Annotated in this window: 21 protein-coding genes and 2 other RNA genes; 14 read left to right on the forward strand and 9 right to left on the reverse strand. The window is 34.0% G+C overall.

What is annotated here, in order from left to right; genetic code table 11:
* Positions 1 to 11 precede the first annotated feature (11 nt).
* An RNA gene (gene ffs / locus AAGD89_RS06855) (signal recognition particle sRNA small type) lies at positions 12 to 104 on the reverse strand.
* 246 nt (positions 105 to 350) lie between these two features.
* Between ffs and AAGD89_RS06860 the strand changes: the two genes are divergently transcribed.
* Positions 351 to 1004, forward strand: a complete 654-nt coding sequence (locus AAGD89_RS06860) for a glutathione S-transferase family protein (protein WP_341808273.1) — start codon at positions 351 to 353, stop codon at positions 1002 to 1004.
* 1 nt (position 1005) lies between these two features.
* On the opposite strand, the gene AAGD89_RS06865 is transcribed toward AAGD89_RS06860, so the two are convergent.
* Positions 1006 to 1653: an O-methyltransferase gene (locus AAGD89_RS06865; protein WP_341808274.1), complete on the reverse strand. Its 648-nt coding sequence runs from the start codon at positions 1651 to 1653 to the stop codon at positions 1006 to 1008.
* A 260-nt stretch (positions 1654 to 1913) separates the two neighbouring features.
* On the opposite strand from AAGD89_RS06865, the gene AAGD89_RS06870 reads away from it, so the two are divergent.
* A complete protein-coding gene (locus AAGD89_RS06870; RefSeq protein WP_341808275.1) occupies positions 1914 to 2255 on the forward strand; it encodes a hypothetical protein in 342 nt (113 codons plus the stop codon).
* A gap of 155 nt (positions 2256 to 2410) precedes the next feature.
* Here AAGD89_RS06870 and AAGD89_RS06875 read toward each other — a convergent pair whose 3' ends face one another.
* From AAGD89_RS06875 to ssrS, 3 genes are all read right to left on the reverse strand, one after another.
* Positions 2411 to 3115, reverse strand: coding sequence for a thioredoxin domain-containing protein (locus AAGD89_RS06875; protein WP_341808276.1), 705 nt, complete (start codon positions 3113 to 3115; stop codon positions 2411 to 2413).
* Positions 3116 to 3166: 51 nt separating this feature from the next.
* Positions 3167 to 3628: a type II toxin-antitoxin system RatA family toxin gene (locus AAGD89_RS06880; RefSeq protein WP_341808277.1), complete on the reverse strand. Its 462-nt coding sequence runs from the start codon at positions 3626 to 3628 to the stop codon at positions 3167 to 3169.
* Positions 3629 to 3647: 19 nt separating this feature from the next.
* Positions 3648 to 3809, reverse strand: a non-coding RNA gene (gene ssrS / locus AAGD89_RS06885) — 6S RNA.
* A 125-nt stretch (positions 3810 to 3934) separates the two neighbouring features.
* Between ssrS and AAGD89_RS06890 the strand changes: the two genes are divergently transcribed.
* Together AAGD89_RS06890 and AAGD89_RS06895 are read left to right on the forward strand one after the other, a co-directional pair.
* Positions 3935 to 4537, forward strand: a complete 603-nt coding sequence (locus tag AAGD89_RS06890) for an ABC transporter substrate-binding protein (RefSeq protein WP_341808278.1) — start codon at positions 3935 to 3937, stop codon at positions 4535 to 4537.
* Complete coding sequence (locus AAGD89_RS06895; RefSeq protein WP_341808279.1) at positions 4534 to 5841, forward strand: folylpolyglutamate synthase/dihydrofolate synthase family protein; 1308 nt, start codon at positions 4534 to 4536, stop codon at positions 5839 to 5841. The genes AAGD89_RS06890 and AAGD89_RS06895 overlap by 4 nt, the downstream gene beginning before the upstream one ends.
* On the opposite strand, the gene AAGD89_RS06900 is transcribed toward AAGD89_RS06895, so the two are convergent.
* Positions 5809 to 6822, reverse strand: a complete 1014-nt coding sequence (locus tag AAGD89_RS06900) for a DnaJ domain-containing protein (protein ID WP_341808280.1) — start codon at positions 6820 to 6822, stop codon at positions 5809 to 5811. The genes AAGD89_RS06895 and AAGD89_RS06900 overlap by 33 nt on opposite strands.
* Positions 6823 to 7090: 268 nt before the next feature.
* On the opposite strand from AAGD89_RS06900, the gene lepB reads away from it, so the two are divergent.
* From lepB to gatB, 3 genes are all read left to right on the forward strand, one after another.
* Positions 7091 to 7837, forward strand: a complete 747-nt coding sequence (gene lepB, locus AAGD89_RS06905; RefSeq protein ID WP_410541878.1) for a signal peptidase I — start codon at positions 7091 to 7093, stop codon at positions 7835 to 7837.
* A 93-nt stretch (positions 7838 to 7930) separates the two neighbouring features.
* Positions 7931 to 8929, forward strand: a complete 999-nt coding sequence (locus AAGD89_RS06910; RefSeq protein ID WP_341808282.1) for an LD-carboxypeptidase — start codon at positions 7931 to 7933, stop codon at positions 8927 to 8929.
* Positions 8930 to 9141: 212 nt separating this feature from the next.
* A complete protein-coding gene (gene gatB / locus AAGD89_RS06915) occupies positions 9142 to 10566 on the forward strand; it encodes an Asp-tRNA(Asn)/Glu-tRNA(Gln) amidotransferase subunit GatB (protein WP_341808283.1) in 1425 nt (474 codons plus the stop codon).
* A gap of 233 nt (positions 10567 to 10799) precedes the next feature.
* Here gatB and AAGD89_RS06920 read toward each other — a convergent pair whose 3' ends face one another.
* A complete protein-coding gene (locus AAGD89_RS06920) occupies positions 10800 to 12380 on the reverse strand; it encodes a penicillin-binding transpeptidase domain-containing protein (protein ID WP_341808284.1) in 1581 nt (526 codons plus the stop codon).
* Positions 12338 to 13168, reverse strand: a complete 831-nt coding sequence (locus AAGD89_RS06925) for a polysaccharide deacetylase family protein (RefSeq protein WP_341808285.1) — start codon at positions 13166 to 13168, stop codon at positions 12338 to 12340. Before AAGD89_RS06925 ends, AAGD89_RS06920 begins: the two co-directional genes overlap by 43 nt.
* A 123-nt stretch (positions 13169 to 13291) precedes the next feature.
* On the opposite strand from AAGD89_RS06925, the gene AAGD89_RS06930 reads away from it, so the two are divergent.
* The 6 genes from AAGD89_RS06930 to AAGD89_RS06955 all read left to right on the forward strand — a co-directional run bounded on the left by AAGD89_RS06930 (position 13292) and on the right by AAGD89_RS06955 (position 19089).
* Positions 13292 to 14800 (forward strand): YifB family Mg chelatase-like AAA ATPase, encoded by a 1509-nt coding sequence (locus AAGD89_RS06930; RefSeq protein ID WP_341808286.1) that lies wholly within the window; start codon positions 13292 to 13294, stop codon positions 14798 to 14800.
* A gap of 85 nt (positions 14801 to 14885) precedes the next feature.
* Positions 14886 to 15422 carry a hypothetical protein gene (locus AAGD89_RS06935; protein WP_341808287.1) on the forward strand — a complete coding sequence of 179 codons (537 nt, stop codon included), beginning with the start codon at positions 14886 to 14888 and terminating at the stop codon, positions 15420 to 15422.
* Between the two features lie 232 nt (positions 15423 to 15654).
* Positions 15655 to 16884 (forward strand): cell division protein FtsZ, encoded by a 1230-nt coding sequence (ftsZ, locus tag AAGD89_RS06940; RefSeq protein ID WP_341808288.1) that lies wholly within the window; start codon positions 15655 to 15657, stop codon positions 16882 to 16884.
* Positions 16884 to 17318, forward strand: a complete 435-nt coding sequence (locus AAGD89_RS06945; RefSeq protein ID WP_341808289.1) for an EVE domain-containing protein — start codon at positions 16884 to 16886, stop codon at positions 17316 to 17318. Before ftsZ ends, AAGD89_RS06945 begins: the two co-directional genes overlap by 1 nt.
* A complete protein-coding gene (locus AAGD89_RS06950; protein ID WP_341808290.1) occupies positions 17315 to 18346 on the forward strand; it encodes a quinone-dependent dihydroorotate dehydrogenase in 1032 nt (343 codons plus the stop codon). The genes AAGD89_RS06945 and AAGD89_RS06950 overlap by 4 nt, the downstream gene beginning before the upstream one ends.
* 326 nt (positions 18347 to 18672) lie before the next feature.
* Positions 18673 to 19089 carry a hypothetical protein gene (locus tag AAGD89_RS06955; protein ID WP_341808291.1) on the forward strand — a complete coding sequence of 139 codons (417 nt, stop codon included), beginning with the start codon at positions 18673 to 18675 and terminating at the stop codon, positions 19087 to 19089.
* Here AAGD89_RS06955 and AAGD89_RS06960 read toward each other — a convergent pair.
* Positions 19082 to 19612, reverse strand: coding sequence for a Na+/H+ antiporter subunit E (locus AAGD89_RS06960; RefSeq protein ID WP_341808292.1), 531 nt, complete (start codon positions 19610 to 19612; stop codon positions 19082 to 19084). The genes AAGD89_RS06955 and AAGD89_RS06960 overlap by 8 nt on opposite strands.
* A gap of 97 nt (positions 19613 to 19709) precedes the next feature.
* Here AAGD89_RS06960 and smpB point away from each other — a divergent pair, with 97 nt between their 5' ends.
* Positions 19710 to 20159, forward strand: a complete 450-nt coding sequence (gene smpB / locus AAGD89_RS06965; RefSeq protein WP_341808293.1) for an SsrA-binding protein SmpB — start codon at positions 19710 to 19712, stop codon at positions 20157 to 20159.
* Positions 20160 to 20191 lie beyond the last annotated feature (32 nt).

A 20191-nucleotide genomic window follows, 5' to 3' on the forward strand; every position in this document is an offset into this window, starting at 1 on the left:
AAAACTAAATAATTAAGTAGGTATGCAACCCAAAAAGATTCTGATATGGCTGCTTCATTTCTGATCTGACCGAAGTTACAGAGTTTTTGCCTGCATACCTAATAAAATATTATACTTTTTTTTTTATTTAGCAAGGTATATCCTGTTGTTAAGCTTATAATTCATATGTTAAACTTCTTGCAGCACTATTTTAAAATAAACGAAAAGTTAGCTGTTGCTCAGTGGTTGTCATTTCAGCACTCACCTTTGTCATCCCAGTGCGTGACACTGGGGTCCAGGGATTTTTTACACTGGATCCTAGACCCAAGTCATAGGATAACAGTAAGGTTCATAGTATATAGGAATTAATTATGATTTTATATCATTTCCCTCTTTGCCCGTTTTCACGAAAAGTGAGAGCACTGTTGAAGGAAAAGAAATTGAACTGTGATTTAGTGTGTGAAGATCCGTGGGAAAAGCGTGATCAATTTACAGAAATTAATCCAACTGGGCAGGTACCAGTACTCATAGATAACCATTTTGTTGTCACAGACAGTAGTGCTATCTGTGAATATCTAGAAGAAATTTACAGCAGTAATATTAAGCTTCTTGGCTCATCCGCCATCATTAGGTCTAAAATACGCGCTTTAATCAATTGGTTTGATAATAAATTTTATAATGAAGTTACTAAATATATTATGAATGAAAAAGTAATTACTAACCGCAGCCCTGATTCTAGATTTCTTCATGCAGCTAAGCATAATTTATCTTGTCATATAGAGTATATTGAATACCTAATCAACAAAAATGTTTGGCTTGCAACCGATAAGTTTACTTTAGCTGATATTGCTTTAGCATCACATATTTCTGTAATGGATTATGTAAATAGTTTTCCGTGGAAAAAAAGCAAAATTATAAAAGAATGGTACTCCATAGTTAAATCCAGGCCTTGTTTCCGCGAGATATTATCAGACAGAGTGTCTGGCTTAACTCCTCCCAAGCATTATACTGAACTTGATTTTTAGTTTATGTAAGCTTTAAAGCGACAGTCATTCCTTCATCGGTTGGTATTAAAATGGAATGGTATTTATTTTCATCTGACAATCTATTATTAAACTCTCTCATAGCGTGCCATGATTTTTTTGATACTTCCTCTGTAGGTGATTCCAAAAACACTGTATTAAATAACAAACTATTGTCTGCTACAATTAAGCCTTCTTGTTTTATATATAACTCTGCCCAATCTAAATATTTAGGATAGCTTCCTTTGTCAGCATCGATGAATATCATACCAAATGGTGCTTTTGTTGATAACCCATTGAGTTTTTCCAATGCATCGCCTTCAATTAAAGTAATTTTATTATTCAAGTTAAAAGCACTAAAATTTTTTCTTGCTATTCTTAAGTGTTCAGGATTATTTTCTATTGTGTATACATGACCGTCTTCAGGTAGAGCTTTTGCCATACATATTGATGAATAACCGTATAAAGTGCCAACTTCGACAATACTTTTTATTTTATTGATTTTTATAAACAAGCTTAATAACTTTGCTTCCTCAGGGCTAATTTGAATGTGTTGCTTTTTTTCAAAAATACAATATTCTTCTACTTTTTTATATTCTTTTGAAAATAAACTGCTTATATATAATGATTTTTTACTAAAGTTATTGCGCATTATCTTTTGTACTATAGATTTAATTAGGCTTGCTTCATATAAAATTTATAAATATAATAATATAGTTTAAGATAATAAAAACATTTATTTTAAGTTATTATTTTATAATGTAAAATTTTAAGTGACAAAGATTATTATATATTGTATTATAATCAACTAGTACAGTAATTAACAGGTTGCTGCACTAAAATCAAAGGGACTGTTTATATGCATTTCTTTTCTTAAGATACATGTTTTTATAATCAATTAGAGGGGGTTATATGACTGAAAATATTATTAGTGAACGTAAAGTTATTAGTAAAGTTAATGTTACCAGTGAAGTTAGTGTTAATAGTGAAACTGGAGCTAAAAAATCTAACAGAAGAAGTGTGGAGAATGTGGGGGCTGCATTGATGCTTGACCCAGCTTATAAGGAACGGCTTATTCAATTCCTTAATATAGCTCGCGGAAGCAACATGGATGCTGTTCACTGTGATGATGGAACAATTATATTTATAGAACCTAAACCTGTTATGACTTCTTACGTTTGGGATCCTAAGAAAAGAGAGTTTGTACGTAAAAAGCAACAGGCAATCGCGAAAAGTGATAATTGCTCAACTTAAGTTCTTATTTTATAAGCTACAGTGATATCATTAACTCAGGTAGGATTTATTCATTAATAACACCGTCATCCCGTTGCTTGTTAGCGGGGTCTACACTAAGATACCGCGAATGGATCGCGCTATGACACCGGGAAATCTTACTTGTTCCGTCTATGTCACTTCACTGTGGCTTTTTCATATAGCTTATCTATTACATTAATGAAGTACTCTAGTTTTTTGTAACCTTCATGCTTAATTTTATCGTCTTCTATATATGATTTATCGTTGTTAAGCTTGATGAAAAATATTGGTGTGGCCATGATATCAAGCTTATTAATTGCAAGTAACTTATCATTTATAATTTTGTCCATTGTTTTTTCATCATTGACGCATTGGTCAAATGCATCCTTCTTTAAATTGCTTAATGCAGCAACTCTTTGCAATATAGTTAAATCAGTTGAATTGGAGTAATTCCATAAATCTATTGAATTAAAAACAGCCTTGTTGAAATTAAAGTAATCTTCTTGTTTTTCATAGCAATGACTTAACATTGCAGCCTTTAGCGCTCGATGGTCTAAAGGAAAATGCCGAAATATATATAACATTTTACCTGTATCTATATACTTCTTTTTAATTTTAGGAAAAACGTCCTTGTGAAAAAGAGAGCAATGATAACAAGTTAACGAAGCGTATTCTATCATTAGAATTGGCGCTTTAGGATCTCCTAATAATTTATCACAAGGCAACGGCGACAACAGCTTCTCTGGTGTCATTTCATCAGTTTTTTTTTGAGCGTGGTTGTCATTGCATAAATCTTGCTTAACGATTGCATAAGAATTAACGCTTATGAAAATTAATAAGAACAATAGTCTAAAAATCATTACAATATAAATATTTACCTATCAAAAAATTATGCATTTAGATAAATAATGTCAAGATAACTTTTGTTTAGTGAGCCTTTCAGCTCTATCTTTAAATGCGGCAATTATTTTGCTTTGTGTATATTTATATACTGAATTTAGTAATATTGAAAATGAGCTAGATTTAAATTTAAACTCTATGTAAAACTTTACCATAGTTTTATTTTTATCTATTGGAGTGAACTGCCACTCATTGTATAGATGCTTGAATATTCCATTTGATGATACAGCCTTTATCCACCCTTCATTTGTTTTGCTTGGAGGAACAGAAGTCACTTCTGATGTATACCTTCCTTTAATCCCTTGAAAAGAAGCTAGAAGATCTACAATAATATGGTTGTCAATTTTTTCTTTTATATGAACTGCTTTGCACCAAGGAACAAAATCAGGATATTTCTCAACATCAATTACAATTTGAAATACTTCACTAGGTAGGCAGAGAAAAACTCCTTGTTCTCTGTATTGATGAAGCATAAATTTAGTACCAATCAAAAAAGGATCCGTATCTACCGTCAGCCTTAGTAGATTCCTGAGACCTGAAGTTAAGGTGGGCATCGCATATTAGTTTCAACGAAACCAGCAGAGGCAATTCCCTTCACTAGAAATTATCGCTCGGGAAATTTAACTTAACTCATAACGAATAGAACAGACCCCAGGGTTATGATAGCTAATTTATACAGGACATGTCTATAGCTATATTGAAGTTAACAACCAAATTAATTATTATTTAACCTTTATAAAATTTCGTATTTTAGGTACTATTACTAATAAATATATCTTATGAATATTATCAAAACGTTAATTGTTATTGTTTTTATCATCATTTCTTCAAGTGCTTACACAAAAGGGCCAACTAGCTGTGCAGGCTACAAAACTTTTGTGCGTGCCATGAAGCAACAAGTTGATAGCATATCTCTCAAGGAAAATAGAAAAAACCGGGACTATGTATATAAAAAGCTTCAAGAAGTGATTCAAGATAATGTTAACCTTAAAGGGATATCGCAATTCGTTATAGGAAAACATTGGGCTTTAGTTAAACAGAAAGAAAAAGAGGATTTTTTACGAGAGTATGGAGTATATCTTACGCGTCTCTGTGTTAAGATTTTATATAAATACATGAATGACAGTGAAATGATAATAATGAGTGCAAGAGCAATTGACGATAAAACTTGCTTGGTGAGCACAAGACTTTCTTACGGTGATGAAGAATTTACAAATATTGATTTTAAAGTCACTGAGTACGAAAATTCCTTTCTAATAAGTGATGTTGTAATGAGTGGTATGAGTATTTCTATTAGCCAGCGCTCTCAATTTAGTGAAAAAATTGATACATACGGCATAGAAAGTGTGATAGAAGAATTAAAGTGCAATAATGATCTATGATATACATGCCACATTGGCCTAAGCCACTTGGTAGCAGGCCGAAAGATTTTTCTCTTGATCGCATGAAAAGTTTCTTAAGTAAATTAGGCAACCCACAGAAAAAAATGCCTCCCGTAGTGCACATTGCAGGAACTAATGGAAAAGGCTCAACACTTTCATTTATAAGATATATAATGCAAGCAGCAGGGTATAAGGTGCATGCATACACTTCTCCACATTTAGTGAATTTTAATGAAAGGATAGTGATAGCAGGTAGCTGCATTGATGATAATGAATTATATACTTTGTTAGAAGAATGCCGTGCAGCGGTTGCAGAGCAGCCTATTACTTTGTTTGAGGCTGCAACGATCACAGCTTTTTCAGCTTTTTCTCGTCATAAAGCTGGTATTACTTTAATTGAATCCGGTATGGGTGGCAGGCTTGACGCAACAAATGTTGTGAATAACCCGATTTTAACAATCATCACTTCCATTGCACTTGATCATACTGAATATCTTGGCCCTACTGTAGAAATTATAGCAGGTGAAAAAGCTGGAATAATGAAACCCAATGTTTCTTGTGTAATAGCACCGCAAGAAACATCCATAATGAATGTACTAGAGTCCCATGCAATAAACAAAAAATCTCCTGTGTATAGAGGAGGGTTTGAGTGGAATTGCAGTAAACAACTATCTGTGTCACACACTGAAGATCGAATGATTTTCCAAACCTCTGATCAATCAATAGAATTTCCTTTGCCGTCTTTAAAGGGTGATCATCAGGTAATTAATTCAGGAAACGCTATTGCAGCATGTAGTGTTTTGAGTGGGAAATATGGATTTGATATTGGAGAAGAGGATATTGCTTCAGGTTTGCAGCATACTTATTGGCCAGCAAGGCTAGAGCACATAAAAGAAGGTAGGTTAATTTCCTCATTACCAAAAGGCTGGAAATTATTTTTGGATGGTGCTCACAACAATGATGGTGCTAGAGTGTTATCTGAATGGGTAAGGGATAATTTTGCTGAAGGTATTTATGCAATTTTTGGTGTTACTCGCAATAGAAATGTAGAGGAATTTCTGAAGCATTTAAAGCCATATATCAAACTATTGTGTGCAGTTTGTGTGAAATCAGAACCCAGTGCAACAAATACAAGTATAATTACAGAAAAAGCTAATAATATAGGAATAGAAACCATTGAGTGTGAATCCATAGGCGATGCCATATCAAATCACATACTAAAAGCTCCTATCCCAAACGTAAAAACCATATTAGTCTGTGGTTCTTTGTTTCTAGCAAGAGATCTCTGGATAAGTAATAGCTAATTGATGTGAAGAGAAGCAACCTGTAGCAACTAAGCTTTCTGGGTTTTCATTTTCAATTGCTATAGATTTACCATCACTTCTTACTTGCCCCTCAATCAGATTTATAGTCGTATTTTTGAGAATATAATTACATGCAGTATTTAAAACAGGTGTAGCAGAAGCAGCAACCAAAAGTACTGATGGTAATGAAAGTAATAAACCGGATAACAGCACAGAGTTAGTTGCACCAAAACCGTTAGCAACTAAATCCAATACCACACCACAAAACATTAGAGATGGGAAAATTGTACTATTCAAAATAAGCAAATTTTTTACCCATTTCAATTTAGTTCTATCACTTTCTGAAAAATCTCCACATTCTTGATCAAAGGTAGACAATAACGATCTAATAGTATTCCTGTTAAATTCTTTTCCATTTTTACGATAGACAACCCCACCAATACCACCCGAAATAAGTGGTACTAGTAATAAAGCAAAAAAGCTTGCTGTTATTAATATATTACAAGAAATACCATTGATTATTAAAAATGCAATTGATGTGATGATTGTTAATATTTCTCCTAAGTTCTTTAAACAAGAAGAATATTTTAAATAAGTGGACACATTGCGCGACACTGACAACTCTTTTTCTTTCAGTGTGTTTCGACTTCTTGCATTAAGGCGTTCTTGTAATTCTTCATAACTACATTTCCAGAGCTTATTGCGTAATTCTTTCACTAGATTATTTCTTTTGCCTAAGCCTTTTTCTAATGGTTCTACTATAAACTCATAAAGCACTTCTTTAGCATGATTGATTTTTCTAATCTTTTCCCCACCCTGGTCGTTTTTATCAGGATGAAACTTTTTTGATAAATTATGGTATCGTTTTTTAATTAGTTTTACGGTATCTTGATCTTTACAATCCTTCCATTGAAGATCAAACCCTAAAAGATGTAGCCTGAAGGCTTCATATTCAATTTCATCTAAACTTCTATAACCCATATGTTTCTCCAGATTGATTAATTTAATATAATATATGATTTTTTAAATTTAATCAATTAGTTTATTGAAAGATTTCATTGCAAATTTAAGAACTATACTAATCTGTGACTCTTTGTTTTTAGCTAGAGGCGCTCCAGGTCCCATGCCTTCAGTTTTCACAACTTCTAGAGCTTTTCTTTCATAAATTTCAATTACTAACTTTACTATGCTATTTTCAAATTTATGTGTTATAACAATTTAATTTATAAGGAAAATAAAGTTGAAAAAGCTGGAAGGATTAAACAAAAACTTGGTTATAAGCACAAGAAATTTTTTATCTTCGTTATTTTTTACATTACTATTTATTCTATCAGTACGCAGTTTTTTATTTGAACCATTTCACGTGCCTACTGGTTCTATGAAGAGTACCATATTAGAAGGTGACTATCTTTTTACTAGTAAGTATCCATATGGCTTTAGTAAGCACTCTTTTCTTTTTTCACCAAATATTTTCAGGGGTAGAATTTTTTACACTCCGCCACAGCATGGTGATGTAATAGTTTTTAAGCCCACAAAAAACGATAGCACCAGATTTGTTAAGCGAGTAATAGGAGTACCTGGTGATAAAGTGCAGATAATAGATGGCGACTTATACCTTAACAACCAAAAAATACAACGAGAACAAATTGAAAGGTTTTTTGATTATGAATCAAGCCGTAACATACCTAGATACATAGAAACTCTTCCAAATGGTAGAAAACATGAAATTTTGATAGATAATGTTTCCCATAAACTATCTTATAATACTCCCGCCTATTATGTGCCTGATGATCAATTTTTTGTTATGGGAGACAATAGAAATAATTCTCAAGATAGTAGATTCCCCGATGTCGGGTTTGTGCCAATGGAAAATATCATTGGCCGTGTGAGCGTGGTTGGTTTATCGTTTAAGCTGGGAAAAGTTGATTGGCTACCATTTAATTTTAGGCTACCTGTTGCCATAAGATTAGACAGAATATTGCATAAGATTGTGTAAAAAGCTCTGTTGCCCTATACACAACGGTGTGATTTTGAAGGCAATAATATATGAAAGCTATATTATAATTATTTTCGTTGAAATAGTTTTTTTATGTACCTCTTAATAGTTCGCCTTTTATGTTTCACTTTCATTTTTTGTTTCACCCAGTATATTCACGCAGTGGAAAAAGTTGATATTATTGCACCTTCTTGTAAGGGAAAAGAGTCAGAGCTAATCGATATAAAAAGTTATGTAGAATCTCTGGATTTTAGCGCTCATGTCTCTGATAAAATATATAGCAGTGATAATCCGTTTTATTCCAACTCTGATGAATTCAGAGCGAATGACTTAGTTGATGCACTAACCAATGATAGTAAAATAATCTGGTGTATCAAAGGAGGGAAAGGGGCTTCTCGGTTAATTCCTTATCTTGAAAGATTATCCGATGATAAAAAAGAAAAGATTGCTCGAAACAAAAACAAAAAAATTCTTATAGGTTACAGCGATATAACTGCTTTACACATTTACTTGCAAGCCAAATACGACTGGCAAACTCTTCATGGTACTATGCTTGAGATGATAGTGAGTGATTCCGTTGCAGAAAGCTCTGTGCAAAAATTAAAAGAATTAATTATTGGCCACCAAAATTCCATTAAATTTGATAATTTAAAAATGATCAGTAACGGAGCTACATTGGAAAACGGTAGATTAGAATCCAAAATCGTTGGCGGTAACATGACTTTAGTTGAAAACAGTATAGGAACCACTTGGCAAATCAATGCAAAAGACAGAATTCTATTTTTAGAGGATATAAGAGTCTACCCATATTCAATAGAGCGTAGTTTAGATCACTTAAGACAAGCTAATGTTTTTGATCGAGTACACGCTGTGATCTTTGGTGATTTTATTAAATCAGGTAATGATAATCTAGTTGAAGTTGTAAAAGAGAGATTTGCAAAAAGTGTTGATTTTCCAGTATTTACAATTCAAGGAATAGGTCATGGGCATGCAAATGACCCACTACCTCTGAATACCACAGCTATTATTGGCGTTCAAGATGAAAAAGAAGGTTTGTTTTTTATGGATGTAAAAAATATCAACTTTGGCTAATATAGTTAACATTTACCATTAATAGCACCTTCATAGCAATGTTTCACTTTAGCATAATTTTCTATGTGCAATGCCCTTGTAAGAGGTAAGCTATCAGAGTCAAACAGGTGCTTCATATTTCTAAAATCTTACTTGGGCTAGCTCTACATGGGTTTTATTTTGACTTTTGTATTAATTTTTGCAGAATAATAATATTATATTTATAACAATGCATGACAAAAGTCGATTGGGAAGCAGTAATTGGACTTGAGGTGCATGCTCAGGTTTCTTCTAAGACAAAGCTATTTTCTAGCTCGTCAACTGAATTTGGTGCAGAACATAACACTCAAGTTTCTTTAGTGGATGTAGCAATGCCAGGCACACTACCAATACTAAACTACTACTGCGTGGAACAAGCAATACGTACTGGTCTTGCAATATCTGCAGAAATTAATAAAAGTTCTTATTTTGATCGGAAAAATTATTTTTATCCTGATTTACCACAAGGCTATCAGATAACACAGTTTTTTGAGCCAATAGTTAAAAATGGCAGAATGTTTATTGGAGAGAATAAAAAAGAGATAAGAATCGCTAGAATTCATTTAGAACAAGATGCAGGAAAAAGTATTCACGATGAGAATAAAACTTATGTGGATTTAAATCGTGCAGGTGTTGCTTTAATGGAAATTGTTTCTGAACCGGACCTTAGATCATCTGAGGAAGCTGCAGAATTTATGAAAAAATTGAGGCAGATTTTACGCTATATTGGCTCGTGTGATGGTGATATGGAAAAAGGATCGCTTCGCTGTGATGTAAATGTATCTGTTCGTCCAAAAGGTAGTGATACACTTGGAACTCGTTGCGAGATAAAAAATCTGAATTCAATACGTTATATTGTACAAGCCATAGATTATGAAATACAAAGACAAATTGAAATTTTAGAAAACGGCCGAGAAATAAGTCAAGATACATTATTATTCGACGTTGCTTTAGGAAAAACAAAAGTGATGCGAAATAAAGAAGATGCAAGTGACTATAGATACTTTCCTGAACCTGATCTACTGCCGGTTGAGGTTAGCCAAGAGAAGATTGATTTGATAAAGTCATCTCTGCCTGAATTGCCAGAGCAGAAAAAGCAACGATATATTGAAAAGCTCAGCATTAATGAATACGATGCAGATGTAATTACCTCTGATAAAGCAATTGCTGATTATTTTGAAGATTTAATAAAGAAACATGATTCAAAGATTGTGGTAACATGGCTCACTGTTGAACTTTTTGGTCGTTTAAACAAAGCTGGAATTAATATTACTGACTCTCCAATCAAGGCAAGTGCTTTATCCGAACTTTTGGATTTTATTGTTGATGAAACAATCTCTGCTAAACTTGGCAAACAAGTATTTGACATTATGATTGAAACTGGCAAATCCGCAGCTTCAATCATAGAAGAGCAAGATCTGAAGCAGATCACTGATAAGGGTCAAATATCTGAGATTATTAACAAAATCATTGAGACTCACCAAAATAAAGTTCAGGAGTACAAAAGCGGTAAAACAAGGCTTTATGGATTTTTTGTTGGTGAAGTCATGAAACTTACAAAGGGCAAAGCCAATCCTGATATAGTAAATTCAATTCTGAATGAAAAATTAAGCAACTAGCTTCAAGGTGATTAAAAATAAAATATACGATTCTATACAACTTCTTGAGGAAATTTTACGTACGCTTATCGTGAAACTTACCCAGGATCTCCTTAAGCAAATTTGTAATGTGCCTTATTTGGTTTGTTAGTAATTGGAGTTTGTATCAGTATTAAAATATACATTTCTCGGTTTGTGGACAAGCTCTCATACCATAAATCCTTATCTTACACTATATAGATTTCATCTTAAATTTAGATAAGCATGTATTGGAATATCTCATTAGCTATAAGAAAATCTTGGCGAGGGGTTTTGCCATGTTCTATGAATACAGAAACTGCATAACGTGGATTGTGGTAAGGACCATAAGCAATAAATACTTTATGACTTTTACCACTAGAGTTTGTTTCTGGTGTGCCAGTCTTGCCAGCAATTTGAATGTTGCTAGAAAATCTACCCCCCCTTTTATATGTTGATGCAGTGCCAATTCTGGAATTAACTACATCAAACATAGCTTTTTGAACAATATTCAGATGCTTGCAGTCTACGTCAATATCAGGAAAGTTTTGTGTTGTTTTACCCATCTCAATATGTGGTATTACCTCTTTTCCTGTTGCAAGCCTCGCCGAAAGAACTGCAAGTTGCAATGGTGTTGTAAGTATATATCCTTGTCCTATAACTAGATTTATAGTGTCGCCCAATTGCCACTCTGAATACAGCTTTCGTGCACGCCAATCTCTGCTTGGTAACAACCCTGATGCTTCTTCTTTAAATGTTTTAATTAGTGGTCCACTTCCAATACCAAATTTGCTGGCCACTTCTACAAGCGAATCTACACTTATTTCTTTTCCTATATTATAAAAATAAGTGTTGCATGACGAGGCTATCGCTTCATTTAAAGACATGTATCCATGACCTTCACTTTTCAAGCAGCGAAATTTCCTCTCACCTATTTTCATATGTCCGCGACATAAAAACTCTCTTTCTGGTGTTATTATTCCATCTTTTAAAGCTGCAAGCGCAACAATAACCTTAAATACTGAACCAGGCGGAATTTGATATGATAATGCGCGATTTACGAGTGGCAAAGAGGAGGTATTTAAGCTTTCCCAAGTCTCATTTGATAGTCTGCTAGCAAAAAGATTATTATCGTAAGAAGGTGAATTATATAATGCTAAAATTTCTCCGTTATTTACATCGATTACCGTTACTGAGCCTTTGTGGCTCTTAAATATCTCAGCTATTTTCTTCTGCAGATTAATATCAATTGTTAGCTGTACATCTTGTCCGTCTTGCTGCGCTATATTTGATAATTCTCTTATAACGCGTTTTCTAGAATTTATTTCCTGCTCGGATTTTCCTGGCTTACCTTTTAATGCATCATCATGTGTATATTCAATGCCGCTGATTCCTATTTCGTTCGTGCCTTGTTGCTTTTTTGTATATCCAAGTACATGAGAGCATATTGAACCAAATGGATAGTAGCGTTTATAAAGAGCAGTTATTTTTGTTTTTGGCGATTTTGCTATATCAGATTCAATTTCTGACAACGTTTCCCAATCAACTTCTCTGCTTGAAGTTTTCTTTCCATCAAACAAAACAACATACGAAATTTTGTTTACCGCAAGTTCAATACTATTCCTGTCTATTATTCTGCCTCGCTGAGGCATAATTGTACTAACCCGTACTCTATTTTTATTAGAAAGAGCTTCATATTTTTGTTTGTTACTTATTTGTAAATTATATAACTTATAGCTAAAAACAGCAGAAATAGTTAAGTGAATGACACCTATTATAAACGCTCTGCGGTTAAAGGTTTTATTTTTTGTGTGCATGAAATCCCTTCAAAATACACTTCTTTTTCTACTAATATACTTTTTGCTTTTATTGCATTACAAACCCTTTTCTCCCACTCGCTTAAAGTCACAAGCTTGTAACCTGATTTTTTTAGTATTTTAATAATGTGAGGTAAAGCTTGAGCAGTGTTTGATCGACTATCATGGTCATGAAATAACATGATGGCTCCATTATGTACATTACTTACAACTCTTTCAACCAGGATTTCCGGCTTATCGCCTTGCCAATCTCGCGAATCAACTGTCCACAATATTGAATACATATTCAGTTGATTGGTATTTTTGATCAAACTATCATCGTGACATCCGTATGGCGGACGAAACCATTTTACATCTTTTTTTGTTATATTCTTAATTGCTATATTTGTCTTTTCCAGCTCTTGCATCTGTTCTTCGCTGGGTAACAACGTTAGTTTTCTATGCGACCAAGAATGATTACCTATCTCGTGACCTGCTTCATGGATTTTATTTACTATTTCAGACGTTTTTTTATTTATGCGCTCACCAAGCACAAAAAATGTTGCTTTTGATTTATGTTTTTTTAGAACATTAAGAATATCATTCACTCTTCTACTCGAAGGTCCGTCATCGAATGTCAGTGCAACAAACTTATCGCCTTTATTGAGCAATTTTTTTATATTACTTAAATTCTTGTGTGATAAATCCAGATTACAGCTCAGACCATTGTAAGGTAGATTAAAATTACAACTTTCGCAAAAAGCTGCATTTGAATACAGTAAGAAAAAAATGATTATCCTTACAAACATTTTATAATCAGCAAAACAATACCATACTATGCATCTTTTTGCCAAATTGAGCTATTTTTAATTTCCAGTCTTTACTTTGTCATCTTTTTAATATATTATATTAAGAATTTAATATATCGCATCATGATAGCAAATATAAACACTGTTGCACTTCAGGGAATTAGCACAGTAAATGTTAATGCACAGATTCATATGGCAAATGGTATTCCAGCTTTTAATATTGTCGGGTTGCCAGATAAAACTGTTGCGGAGTCCAAAGAGCGCATCAGGGCAGCACTAAACTCGATCAATCTGCTATTACCCCCAAAAAGAATCACTGTTAATCTTTCACCTGCAGATTTATTGAAGGAAGGTAGCCATTATGATTTAGCGATAGCTCTTGGGTTGCTTGTGGTAATGAATGTGATACCAGTTGAAAAAGTTCAGTCCTATATAATTATGGGTGAACTTGCGCTGGATGGGAGAGTTATTCCAGTTTCAGGAGTGTTGCCGACAGCAATTAACGCAAAACAAGAAAACAAAGGAGTAATCTGCTCAAGAGAGAATGGCGTAGAAGCCGCATGGGTGAAGGATGTTTCAATTCTGGCTATAGAGAAATTAACTGATATTGTAAGGCATTTCAAAGGTGAGCAGTCAATTGAGCCGGTAATCTTTAGCTATGAGAATGTACCAAAAGAAAAAAGAACAGTGCATGATATGAGGGACATAAAAGGTCAAGTTGTTGCAAAAAGAGCAGCTAAAATTGCAGCAGCAGGTGGACATAATATGCTTCTTGTTGGACCTCCCGGCACAGGAAAATCTATGCTTGCTAAACGTTTTATAGGACTTTTACCGGATCTCAGTGAATCAGAGATGATAGATGTGAGTATAATCTCTAGCATAACAAAAACTGATAACGGAATGTTCAAAGTAGCTCGTCCTTTTCGCGAACCTCATCACTCATGTTCCATGCCTGCAATGATTGGAGGTGGAAAAAATGCAAAACCTGGAGAGATCACTATGGCTCATAACGGAGTATTATTTCTTGATGAATTACCTGAATTTCCAAGATCTGTAATTGATTCTTTACGTCAACCACTTGAAGATAGGAAAGTCACTATTGCAAGAGCAAATGCCCACATAACCTACCCCGCTAATTTTCAACTTATTGCCGAAATGAATCCTTGCCGGTGTGGTCACTTGGGTGATGCAAGTAGATCGTGCAATAAAGCTCCAAAGTGCGGAACAGATTATAGAAATAAAATATCGGGACCGCTCCTTGATAGAATAGATATATGTGTTGAAATGCCAAATGTGAGTATACTTTCCCCTGAAATCTCTTCAGAAGGAGAAAGCACAGAGGTTATAAGAGAAAGAGTGATAGCAGCAAGAAAAATTCAAACCGAGCGCTATAGTGAATTGAATGTTCGCTGTAATGCAGAAGTAAGTGGTGATGCACTGAATAAATTCACTGAGCCAGATCAAGCAGGGTTAGAATTGCTAAAATACGTATTGAAAGAAAACTACATTTCTAATCGAGGCTACACACGAGTGCTCAAAGTTGCAAGAACCATTGCAGACCTTGCAAAAAGTGAAGAGATAAAGAGAGCGCACATTGCAGAAGCACTGAATTACAGAATAAGGATATATTAACAAATTAGTTTGCTTGACATGAAGATTCTTTTCTTTATATACTACCCTTAATGAAATTTTAACAATCTATTTGAGGGGTAGAGTTATGACTAAAACAAATTATACATATAAAAAAGGGGATGCTCCCTGGATTTCAGCTAAATCAGGTTGGGATCAAACAGCTGGTGATAGTTGGAGAGTTACAGGTGGTGCTAGTGGGCTTGGTCAGTGGATTGACAATAATAGATGGAAGACAGCCACTCTTGTTGGTGTCCTTTCACTGGTAGCACTTACATCTGCTTATTTTTTAAGTCCAGCTTATGCGGCTTTTGTTGGTACCGCTGTAGTAAAAGCGGCGGCACTTGTTAGCCCTGTTGTTACTGCAGTATCTGCATTTTTAGTTGCTCATCCACTAATTGCTACTTTTGCGATTATTGCTGCAGTAGTTACTGTTGGTGTTCTTGCATATATGAACAACGACAAAGCGAATAAAATTGATGAAGTGAGTAGAGAGAAAGGTGTTCTTGCATATAAAATTGAGGAAGCAGGTTCGTTGCTTAACGGCAATAGCCCAGAAAGCAAGATAAATGAGCTTAAGAACGTGCTTGGTTTTTCACCAGCACCAGCAAAAACAACAAATTAGTTTTCAGCAAAAACAAAAAGGGATAGATTTCTATCCCTTTTTATAAACATTTTCTATTTACCAGCAAATCTAAAATGCAGAATTATTGACTACTATTTCATGGTACTTGAATATTATTAAGAATAAATGAATTTTATTTACTGTTCGTGGCCTATAGAGTGAAAAGTATTTACATCTTGTTAAAAAAGTAGTAACTTATTGTCAAGTGAATTCGCTAAATTGAGTAATTTAAATGACTACTATTAATCTTGGTTTGCCAGAGCTGCCTATATTACATCCAAGGATTACTGTTATAGGGGTTGGTGGCGCTGGTGGAAATGCCGTGGATAACATGATTCAATCATATTTGCAGGTAATGGAGGATGCCGATGCTCAAGAGATAGTAAATTTCATTGTAGCAAATACCGATGCTCAAGCGCTAGAAAAATCTTCATGCAAAAAAAGAATTCAGCTTGGTGTTAATCTAACCAAGGGGCTTGGTGCTGGTGCTTTGCCAGATATTGGAAAAGGTGCAGCAGAAGAGTCAATTGATGAGATCATGGAGCATATAAAAGATAGTCATATGCTTTTTATTACAGCAGGAATGGGTGGTGGTACTGGAACCGGTGCTGCGCCGGTAATTGCAAAGGCAGCAAGGGAAGCAAGAGCTGCGGTTAAGGATAGAGGACCAAAGGAAAAAAAGATATTGACTGTTGGTGTTGTGACTAAGCCATTTGGATTTGAGGGCGTGCGGCGGATGCGCATTGCAGAGCTGGGTCTTGAAGAATTACAAAAATACGTAGATACGCTTATTGTTATTCCAAATCAGAATTTATTTAGAATTGCCAATGAAAAAACGACATTTTCTGACGCGTTTAAACTTACTGATAATGTGCTCCGTATTGGCATCAGAGGAGTAATTGACTTGATGGTTGTTCCAGGGCTCATTAACCTTGATTTTGCTGATATAGAAACAGTAATGAGTGAAATGGGTAAGGCAATGATCGGCACTGGAGAAGCAGAAGGAGAAGATAGAGCAATTAGCGCTGCAGAAGCTGCGATATCTAATCCACTCCTTGATAACGTATCAATGAAAGGAGCACAAGGAATCTTGATCAACATTACTGGTGGCGGAGATATGACGTTGTTTGAAGTTGATGCTGCAGCAAACAGAGTGCGTGAGGAGGTAGATGAAAATGCAAATATAATATTTGGTGCTACTTTCGACCAAGCAATGGAGGGAAGAGTTAGAGTTTCTGTTCTTGCAACTGGTATTGATAGCAATGTTAATCGCGATAATAAATCAGAAACTTCATCTTTAAATCAGGGCGAGAACTCAGAAAAAGAAAAGTTTAAGTGGTCCTATAGTCAAAGTGTAGGAATACAAGATAAACCTCTAGAAACAAAAGAATACGCTACAACTGAGCAAGGAAGTAAATGGGGCAGCAATATTGATATACCGGCTTATTTAAGGAAAAAATAATGCAATTTTGGCTGCTTAAGTCAGAACCAAGTGAATATTCGTGGCAAGAAATGGAAACAGACAGGGTGGCTGAGTGGGATGGTGTGTGCAACTACCAAGCCCAAAAGTATATGAGAGCCATGAAATTAGGTGATCTTGCATTTTTTTATCATACAGGAAAAGAGAAAGCAATACTTGGAATAGTTGAAGTGTTTAAAGAATATTATCGTACTGATCACCCCAAGTTTGGGTTGGTAGACGTAAAATTTTCCAAATCTTTAAATAATCAAGTTATGCTGCAAGATATAAAGGACAATCCACTTTTAAAAAATATGGCTATATTAAAACAACCACGTCTATCAATTTCTCCAGTTTCAGAAATTGAATGGAATGAAATAATAAGAATGAGTGAATATAAGCTGAAAGTAAGTATAGAAAATAGTTTTGCCAGATGATATTACGTAATCTACTGTTTTTGTTGCCGCCTGAAATTGCTCACTCTTTGGCGATTATGGTGTTTAAAAAGATGCCATGCAGAAAGCCTATAGAGCTACCAGAGTCTCTAAGTGTAAATTTTTTTGGTAATAAACTGAGAAGCCCTATAGCTCTGGCTGCGGGTTTTGATAAGAATGCAGAAGTTATAAGACCCATGCTCTCATTTGGTTTTGGATTTGTAGAAGCCGGTACTGTAACTAAAAATCCACAATATGGAAACAAAAAACCAAGAATTTTTCGGTTAATCAAAGATCAAGGAGTAATCAATAGATTAGGGTTCAATAATAAAGGAATAGAATATTTTCTTAAGCAATTAAGCGAAACTAAGCTTGATGACTGCATTTTTGGTATAAATATAGGGAAAAATAGCACATCGAAAGATCAAATCAGTGATTACGTCGATTTAATTAAAGTGGTATATGGAAAAAGCAATTATATAGCGCTAAACATCTCATCCCCTAATACACCCAATTTGCGTAATTTACATAACAAACAAGAACTGCTGGATTTTTTGCAAGCCATAACACTAGCTCGCAAATCAATTGAGAATACTAAATCTGTGCCGATAATATTAAAAATATCACCAGATATAGATCAGCAAACGAAAGAAAACATAGCTGAGCTTTCACTGGAATATAAAATTGACGGATTAATAATAAGCAATACTACAGTGAGTAGAGATAATTTACGTTCTCATCACAATGAAATTGGTGGATTGAGTGGCAAGCCCTTGTTTAAACTTTCAACCAAGTTATTGAGTGATATGTACAAACTTACTAAAGGTAAAATATTGCTTATAGGATGCGGAGGGGTTTCAAATGGAGCTGATGCATATGAAAAAATCAAAGCAGGAGCCACTTTAGTGCAATTATATACTGCTCTCGTATATTATGGGCCACAGGTTATAAACAGAATTAATCTGGAACTTGCAGAGTTAGTAAGGAAAGACGGATTTAGTAATGTTGGTGAGGCGGTAGGATGTGCTTAAGAATCCGTCTTGAAAACATGCATTTAAAGAAGTTTCCTGTTGGTTTGATGTTCAACTTGATTATTAATTTATAATTTTGAATTCATGTCATGAGTTTCGAAAGAGATATAATGATTTATTTCCTCCTTTACGTACTTAACGTTCAGTTTAAGTTAAACATTTATTAATATATATTTTTAATAAATTAATCTTAGTGTTTGAGCTTAGTAATAACGTGCTATTTTTAAAAATATACTACTCTAAGTATATATTTTTGTAATTGCATTATCATTTATTTAACAAAGTGTGAGTATAATTTGTTCACTGAATTAAATGGAGAAAGTTGAATGAGCAAATTACCAAACAATGCAAAAACAAGTAAATCACAGGTTACTCAATGGGAAGTGATAAAAAATTGTGAATATTCTGACAATTGCTTATCAAAAATAGTAATTTTATACGTTATCAAGATAACTGATCTATCAGACTTTTATACAAATGATGAACCTGAAACCAATACCATTTTAGCAAAAGTAAGCGTAACAAGTGAAAATGTATCTTGCAACAAGGCTACCGCTATTGAAATTTTGGAAGATATTTTCCCGTATAAGTTTAACAGTAAGAAGAAAAATAACATATCAAGGTTAGAAGATTTGTACAACTACTTATACTCTATTATTGATAATGGTCTTCCAAAAGAAATGTTTGAGAGTCTTGTAAAAGAATATAAGGGTGCCGTCAACTTATTTAAAACAATCACTTAGTTGAACGCAATGTTTTCAAGACTTTATTTTCTATTTCAGAAATGCCGATTTCAAGATTTTTATCTATCAAGCATATGGTAGACAAATACATTTGTTTTTTGTTTTCGACATTGATAGTTAAAGTTCCAGGAGTGATTGTTACTGAGTTGGCAAACAACGCAATGCTCTCATCATTGTGCCCTTTGCATTTCTTTAGGATAATAATTGGCTCAAGTTTGGGCTTAATTTGTAGCACCTTTTTTGTTACATAAACGCTTGATAGAATCATTTGGTACATCAGCCAAGGTATATAACTTGCTAGCCTGAAAAATGACAGTTTGCTCTTACCATTTAAGATATGCCTTAGAGAACTTTCAGCGTTTATCAATCGCCCAAGGACAAATAATGTAAATACAGAAGAAAATATTCCACACAAGATAAAAAAAGGCTCAAAATATCCAGATAATATAACCCATAAAGCAAATAAAGTTATAAAAGCTAGAGAAAAAAACTTGATTTCTTGCCTAAAGTTGAGATTTTTCATGGTCTATAATATAACTCAAATGACCTTTTAAGGAAAGATATATTATGAATTAAGTCAAAAATTCTATAATATATAGGCTGAAAGATATCCTTGAGATATGGAAGTTATTACGGAAAATACAAAGGCAAGATTTGAATATTTCATCTTAGAAGAATTTGAAGCTGGTATGGTTTTATTAAGCAGTGAAGTAAAGTCATTAAGGGAAAGAAAAGCAAATATTTCTGATGCTTATGTAATTGAAAAAAATAGTGAAATATGGCTGCATAATATGCATATTGCAGAATATAAGGCTGCAAATCGAAAAAACCATAAGCCAAAAAGAGAACGCAAACTACTCTTGAATAAAAAGGAAATAAACAAGCTGATAGGCCAGATTAAAACTGCTGGCATTACTGTTGTGCCACTTTCGATTTATTTTAATGATAAAGGGCTAGCAAAAACTAAAATTGCTATAGTAAAAGGAAAAAAACTTTATGATAAGCGAGCAACCATAAAACAAAGAGAGTGGAATCGTGAAAAAAGCAGATTATCTAAAAATGATTTATAATATGCCTAGCCTGTCCTGTCCTTTGTCATCCC

It is taken from the genome of Wolbachia endosymbiont (group E) of Neria commutata, assembly GCF_964026735.1.
In the GTDB taxonomy this organism is placed as follows: domain Bacteria; phylum Pseudomonadota; class Alphaproteobacteria; order Rickettsiales; family Anaplasmataceae; genus Wolbachia.

Excerpts from the sequence above, each read along its gene's own strand:
- AAGD89_RS06860 (WP_341808273.1), top strand. The coding sequence starts at position 351 with ATGATTTTATATCATTTCCCTCTTTGCCCGTTTTCACGAAAAGTGAGA.
- AAGD89_RS06865 (WP_341808274.1), bottom strand. The coding sequence starts at position 1,653 with ATGCGCAATAACTTTAGTAAAAAATCATTATATATAAGCAGTTTATTT.
- AAGD89_RS06870 (WP_341808275.1), top strand. The coding sequence starts at position 1,914 with ATGACTGAAAATATTATTAGTGAACGTAAAGTTATTAGTAAAGTTAAT.
- AAGD89_RS06875 (WP_341808276.1), bottom strand. The coding sequence starts at position 3,115 with ATGATTTTTAGACTATTGTTCTTATTAATTTTCATAAGCGTTAATTCT.
- AAGD89_RS06880 (WP_341808277.1), bottom strand. The coding sequence starts at position 3,628 with ATGCTTCATCAATACAGAGAACAAGGAGTTTTTCTCTGCCTACCTAGT.
- AAGD89_RS06890 (WP_341808278.1), top strand. The coding sequence starts at position 3,935 with ATGAATATTATCAAAACGTTAATTGTTATTGTTTTTATCATCATTTCT.
- AAGD89_RS06895 (WP_341808279.1), top strand. The coding sequence starts at position 4,534 with ATGATATACATGCCACATTGGCCTAAGCCACTTGGTAGCAGGCCGAAA.
- AAGD89_RS06900 (WP_341808280.1), bottom strand. The coding sequence starts at position 6,822 with ATGGGTTATAGAAGTTTAGATGAAATTGAATATGAAGCCTTCAGGCTA.
- AAGD89_RS06910 (WP_341808282.1), top strand. The coding sequence starts at position 7,931 with ATGTACCTCTTAATAGTTCGCCTTTTATGTTTCACTTTCATTTTTTGT.
- gatB (WP_341808283.1), top strand. The coding sequence starts at position 9,142 with ATGACAAAAGTCGATTGGGAAGCAGTAATTGGACTTGAGGTGCATGCT.
- AAGD89_RS06920 (WP_341808284.1), bottom strand. The coding sequence starts at position 12,380 with ATGCACACAAAAAATAAAACCTTTAACCGCAGAGCGTTTATAATAGGT.
- AAGD89_RS06925 (WP_341808285.1), bottom strand. The coding sequence starts at position 13,168 with ATGTTTGTAAGGATAATCATTTTTTTCTTACTGTATTCAAATGCAGCT.
- AAGD89_RS06930 (WP_341808286.1), top strand. The coding sequence starts at position 13,292 with ATGATAGCAAATATAAACACTGTTGCACTTCAGGGAATTAGCACAGTA.
- AAGD89_RS06935 (WP_341808287.1), top strand. The coding sequence starts at position 14,886 with ATGACTAAAACAAATTATACATATAAAAAAGGGGATGCTCCCTGGATT.
- ftsZ (WP_341808288.1), top strand. The coding sequence starts at position 15,655 with ATGACTACTATTAATCTTGGTTTGCCAGAGCTGCCTATATTACATCCA.
- AAGD89_RS06945 (WP_341808289.1), top strand. The coding sequence starts at position 16,884 with ATGCAATTTTGGCTGCTTAAGTCAGAACCAAGTGAATATTCGTGGCAA.
- AAGD89_RS06950 (WP_341808290.1), top strand. The coding sequence starts at position 17,315 with ATGATATTACGTAATCTACTGTTTTTGTTGCCGCCTGAAATTGCTCAC.
- AAGD89_RS06955 (WP_341808291.1), top strand. The coding sequence starts at position 18,673 with ATGAGCAAATTACCAAACAATGCAAAAACAAGTAAATCACAGGTTACT.
- AAGD89_RS06960 (WP_341808292.1), bottom strand. The coding sequence starts at position 19,612 with ATGAAAAATCTCAACTTTAGGCAAGAAATCAAGTTTTTTTCTCTAGCT.
- smpB (WP_341808293.1), top strand. The coding sequence starts at position 19,710 with ATGGAAGTTATTACGGAAAATACAAAGGCAAGATTTGAATATTTCATC.